A 4,850-nucleotide genomic window follows, 5' to 3' on the forward strand; every position below is an offset into this window, starting at 1 on the left:
GTGTTCACGCGGTTACCCGCTACATCACCAACGAAGTGCAGGAAGTTTACCGTCTGCAAGGCGTTAAGATTAACGATAAACACATCGAAGTTATCGTTCGTCAGATGTTGCGTAAAGGCACCATCGTTAGCGCTGGTGGCACTGACTTCCTGGAAGGCGAGCAGGCAGAAATGTCTCGCGTTAAAATCGCTAACCGCCAGCTGGAAGCTGAAGGCAAAATCACGGCGACCTTTACCCGTGATCTGCTCGGTATCACCAAAGCCTCTTTGGCGACCGAATCCTTCATCTCTGCAGCGTCGTTCCAGGAAACCACGCGCGTTCTTACCGAAGCCGCTGTTGCGGGTAAACGTGATGAACTGCGTGGCCTGAAAGAGAACGTTATCGTTGGCCGTCTGATCCCAGCCGGTRCCGGTTACGCTTATCACCAGGATCGTGCACGCCGTAAAGCACAAGGCGAAGTGCCAGTTGTACCGCAAGTCAGCGCGGATGAAGCAACGGCTAACCTGGCTGAACTGCTGAACGCAGGTTTCGGTAACAGCGACGATTAATCGTCTTCTGTCGAAACGCATAGAACCGCTCCTTCGGGAGCGGTTTTTTTTTGCCTGAAGTGTGCGAGTTGAAACGATCTGAAAAGAGGAGCCGGAACAGGGAACTGGACGATAACCTGTTCCGGCTATTTGGAAGCAGCGCCGGGATGAGTGGCGCCGGCCAGTTGCGAATATGCAGTGGCAAAAGCACATTAATGCTCCTGGCCTGCTGGTGCGAGGGGCAAAATTACTTTATGGAATCTGCATTCCTGAGAGTTTACTTGTTTGCCATCCGGCGACATTTTCCTGCGAGACGCGCCCCAAAAAACTGTCCCAGTCTTTCCAGACCGGTTGTAGCCCGGCTCGGGTCAATGCGTTCGCTACGTGCTGAGGTGAACGGTTGTCGTGCGGTGCAAATTGTTCAAGTTCAGGATGATTATCGGCATAGCCACCGGGCTGCGTTTTAGATCCTGCACTGACAGTGTTGATCGCCAGCGGAATAACGTGATCCCGGAAATAGGGAGATTCGCGTGTCGACAGTGAGAGCTCGACATCCGGCGCGAGCATTCTGAAAGCGCAAATCAGTTGTAACAGCTGATTTTCTTCCAGCAGGGAAGCCGGTTCGATGCCACCGGTACAAGGTCGCAGTCTTGGAAACGCCACCGAATAGCGACTTTGCCAGTAGGTTTGTTGCAGATACAACAAATGTTCGGCCACCATATAGCTGTCAGTCCTCCAGTTGCCAGAAAGTCCGAACAGCGCCCCCAAACCGATTTTGTCGATTCCCGCACGCCCGAGCCGGTCTGGTGTTTCCAGCCGCCAGAAGAAATCCTGTTTCTGTCCGCGAAGATGATGCAAAGCATAGGTAGGCGCGTGATAGGTTTCCTGATAAACCAGCACGCCATCCAGCCCCAGCGTTTTCAGCTCAGCATATTCTTCCTGTTGCAGCGGCTGAACCTCAATCATCAGTGAATCGAAATGGCTTCTGATCGCGGGGAAATGACGGCGGAAATAGTCCATGCCGACCTTTCCCTTATGTTCGCCGGTGACCAGCAACAGATGTTTGAAACCCAGCGCATTCAGCGCTTCGCATTCCCGCCTGATTTCATCTTCGTCCAGCGTTTTACGTTTGATTTTATTGCTCATCGAAAAGCCGCAATACGTACATTCGTTGGCGCAAAGATTGGATAAATACAATGGCGCGAAGAAATTCACCGTATTGCCGAATCGCTGGCGCGTGAGTTGTTGCGCGCGTTGCGCCATCGGTTCCAGGTAAGGCAGCGCGGCGGGAGAAATCAATGCCATGAAATCTTCACGACTGATTTTGTTGCGGCTGAGCGCCTGTTCGACATCACGGGATGTTTTGCTATTGATACGCAGTGAAATATCATCCCAGTCCAGCGTTGACCACACATCTGTGAAGTTATTCATGACAACACCTGCGAGGTATTGAGGAAACCGGTCAGCGGGCTGGATGCGCTGGCGTGTCGTTGTCTGCCGCCTAATCCGCTTTGACGGGCGATAATCCCGGCCTGAACGGCCAGTCTGAATGCCGTTGCCATAGCAACCGGATCACCTGCGACAGCAATCGCCGTATTGACCAGCACGGCATCGGCCCCCATTTCCAGCGCTTCAGCGGCCTGGCTTGGTGCACCAATGCCAGCATCAACAACGACCGGAATGCGAGCCTGCTCGATGATGATTTGCAGAAAATCACGGGTTTGCAGCCCCTGATTGGAACCGATCGGCGCACCCAGCGGCATGACGGCGGCGCAGCCCGCTTCTTCCAGACGTTTACACAGCACCGGATCTGCGCTGCAATACGGCAAAACAACAAATCCCTGTTTCACCAGAATCTCTGCGGCTTTCAATGTTTCAACGGCATCGGGCAGCAGATATTTTACGTCGGGATGAATTTCAAGTTTCACCCAGTTTGTGCCCAGTGCTTCTCTTGCCAGTTGTGCGGCAAATACTGCCTCTTCAGCTGTTTTAGCGCCCGATGTATTGGGCAGCAAACGGATGCCGAGCTGTTGCAGAGGAGACAGAATATCATCACCTCCGCGACGCAGATCGATGCGTTTCATCGCCATAGTCACCAGCTGAGAGCCAGATGCTTCAAGCGCCTGTTGCATCAACGCCGGACTGGCGAATTTTCCTGTTCCGGTAAAAAGGTGCGACGTGAATGTGGTATCAGCAATTTTTAACATGTCAGCCTCCGGCTATCGCCTGAAAGAGCAAGATCTCATCACCGTCTTCCAGTAAATGAGCTGGCCAGTTATCACGGGGGATAATGACCTGGTTAACCGCCAGTGCGCTGCCTGCAGGGTTTAACGCCAGCAAATTGAGCAGGTTTAGTAACGTGAGCGGTTGACTGAATTGGTGTGGTTCATCATTGACCAGAATGTTCACACGTGGCCTCCGCAGATGGCACAGGCAGATGAACGCGTGAGTTGCAGTGAACGCCAGTTTTGCGTTTTTCCATCGAACAGACGTAATTTGCCGCTCAGTACAGAAGGCAGACCAGCCAGAATCTTCAGCGCTTCCAGTGCCTGCAATGTACCAATGGTACCGACCACCGGGCCGAGCACGCCGGATGTACGGCAGTTGCGCTGTACGGTTTCCTGATCCGGATATAAACAGGCGTAACAACCGTGAGCGTAAGGGGCTTCAATAACCAGAAGTTGTCCGCTGAATCCGACGGCGCTGCCGCTGATCAAGGTTTTACCGGCATCCACACAAACTTTATTAACTGCATGCCGGGTTTCCATGTTATCGCTGCAATCCAGAACGATATCGGCGTCCGATACGGCACGGGTCAATGCTTCTCCCGACAGACGTTCCGTGATGGCCACCGCTTCGCAAAGCGGATTCAGGCGCAGCAGTTCACGCTTTGCCAGAACGGCTTTGGGCTGATCGAGATCTGCCGTACGGTAGAGGATTTGCCGCTGAAGATTGGTGATATGCAATTGATCGTCATCGGCCAGAATCAGCTTACCTACGCCTGCTGCTGCCAGGTACAAGGCTGCGGGAGAGCCGAGGCCACCAAGGCCGACAATCAGTACTTTCGCCGCCTGTAATTTTTCCTGTGCCAGCGGACCGAATTCCTCCAGCATCAACTGGCGGCTGTAGCGCATAAAAGCCGCATCGTTAAGCATCTTGCGGCACCTTGCTGGCGCATAAGGCCAGCAGTTGTGCCGTCGCTGCACGCCAGTCCGCCGCCTGAGTAATGGCACTGACGACGGCTATACTGCCGACGCCGCAGTCGAGAACCGACGCCGCGCGGTCGATGCTGATCCCACCAATGGCCACCGTCGGAAAGCTGCCATCGAGCTTCTTAACATGTCGGGTGAGTTCTGCCAGCCCTTGCGGCGCCGAAGGCATATCTTTGGTCTGCGTCGGGAAGATATGGCCGAGGGCGATGTACGAAGGATTCACCGCGACAGCGCGTGCCATTTCAGCATCGTCATGCGTGGAAACGCCCAGCCGTAAGCCGGCCTGACGGATAGCCTCAAGATCGGCAGTATCCAGATCTTCCTGACCCAAATGCACCCCATACGCCTGATGCTTGACCGCCAGACGCCAGTAATCGTTGATGAATAACCGGGCCTGATATTTTTTACCGAGCGCGATGGCATCAATAATTGCTGGCTCGGCTTGCTCATCAGGCAAATCTTTCACACGCAGTTGCAGTGTTTTAACGCCCGCGTCCAGCAGACGGGCAATCCATTCCACGGTATCAACGACCGGATATAAACCGAGGTGGAATGGAACGGCAGGAAAGGATTGAGAGGACGGATTCATTTGCTGCTCTCCGAACTGAGGTTATCGGCCGGGTGATAAAGCTCACCGCCGCGCGAACGGAATTCGGCAGACATCTGCGCCATACCGGATTCAACGAGTTCTATTGGCTGGGCTTTGGCTTCAAGCGCAGCGGCGTAATCGCGAACTTCCTGAGTGATTTTCATCGAGCAGAATTTCGGGCCACACATCGAGCAGAAGTGTGCAACTTTGCCGGATTCCTGCGGCAGCGTTTCATCGTGGTAGGCGCGTGCCGTTGCCGGATCGAGAGCCAGATTAAACTGATCTTCCCAGCGGAATTCGAAACGCGCTTTTGACATGGCGTTATCGCGGATTTGGGCACCGGGATGGCCTTTAGCTAAATCGGCAGCATGTGCTGCGATTTTGTAGGTAATCAAACCCTGCTTAACGTCTTCTTTGTTCGGCAGGCCCAGATGCTCTTTCGGCGTGACATAACAGAGCATGGCGCAGCCAAACCAGCCAATCATCGCGGCGCCAATACCGGACGTGAAGTGATCGTAACCC

6 protein-coding genes and 1 pseudogene are annotated in these 4,850 nt (G+C 54.0%); 1 reads left to right on the plus strand and 6 read right to left on the minus strand.

Going from position 1 to position 4,850, the window contains the following annotated elements; translation table 11 throughout:
- Positions 1 to 548: pseudogene (locus tag AC1DUO_RS23315) on the plus strand (DNA-directed RNA polymerase subunit beta'); the annotation flags it as partial.
- Positions 549 to 779: 231 nt separating this feature from the next.
- Here the strand turns inward: AC1DUO_RS23315 and thiH are convergent.
- The 6 genes from thiH to AC1DUO_RS23345 form a co-directional block, all read right to left on the minus strand.
- Positions 780 to 1,958 (minus strand): 2-iminoacetate synthase ThiH, encoded by a 1,179-nt coding sequence (gene thiH / locus AC1DUO_RS23320; protein ID WP_013577407.1) that lies wholly within the window; start codon positions 1,956 to 1,958, stop codon positions 780 to 782.
- Complete coding sequence (locus tag AC1DUO_RS23325) at positions 1,955 to 2,734, minus strand: thiazole synthase (protein WP_013577406.1); 780 nt, start codon at positions 2,732 to 2,734, stop codon at positions 1,955 to 1,957. The genes thiH and AC1DUO_RS23325 overlap by 4 nt, the downstream gene beginning before the upstream one ends.
- Before the next feature lies 1 nt (position 2,735).
- On the minus strand, positions 2,736 to 2,936 hold the full coding sequence (thiS, locus tag AC1DUO_RS23330) for a sulfur carrier protein ThiS (RefSeq protein ID WP_037035715.1): 201 nt from the start codon (positions 2,934 to 2,936) through the stop codon (positions 2,736 to 2,738).
- Complete coding sequence (locus AC1DUO_RS23335; RefSeq protein WP_112197870.1) at positions 2,933 to 3,682, minus strand: HesA/MoeB/ThiF family protein; 750 nt, start codon at positions 3,680 to 3,682, stop codon at positions 2,933 to 2,935. Before AC1DUO_RS23335 ends, thiS begins: the two co-directional genes overlap by 4 nt.
- A complete protein-coding gene (thiE, locus tag AC1DUO_RS23340) occupies positions 3,675 to 4,328 on the minus strand; it encodes a thiamine phosphate synthase (protein ID WP_013577403.1) in 654 nt (217 codons plus the stop codon). The genes AC1DUO_RS23335 and thiE overlap by 8 nt, the downstream gene beginning before the upstream one ends.
- On the minus strand, positions 4,325 to 4,850 hold a 526-nt coding region (locus AC1DUO_RS23345; RefSeq protein ID WP_477988977.1), incomplete at its 5' end, for a phosphomethylpyrimidine synthase ThiC. The genes AC1DUO_RS23345 and thiE, both read right to left, overlap by 4 nt.

The sequence above is a fragment of the Rahnella sp. P4_A8 genome, assembly GCF_056402435.1.

Bases quoted from the DNA above. Each gene is read 5' to 3' on its own strand.
- thiH (WP_013577407.1), bottom strand. From the start codon at position 1,958: ATGAATAACTTCACAGATGTGTGGTCAACGCTGGACTGGGATGATATT.
- AC1DUO_RS23325 (WP_013577406.1), bottom strand. From the start codon at position 2,734: ATGTTAAAAATTGCTGATACCACATTCACGTCGCACCTTTTTACCGGA.
- AC1DUO_RS23335 (WP_112197870.1), bottom strand. From the start codon at position 3,682: ATGCTTAACGATGCGGCTTTTATGCGCTACAGCCGCCAGTTGATGCTG.
- thiE (WP_013577403.1), bottom strand. From the start codon at position 4,328: ATGAATCCGTCCTCTCAATCCTTTCCTGCCGTTCCATTCCACCTCGGT.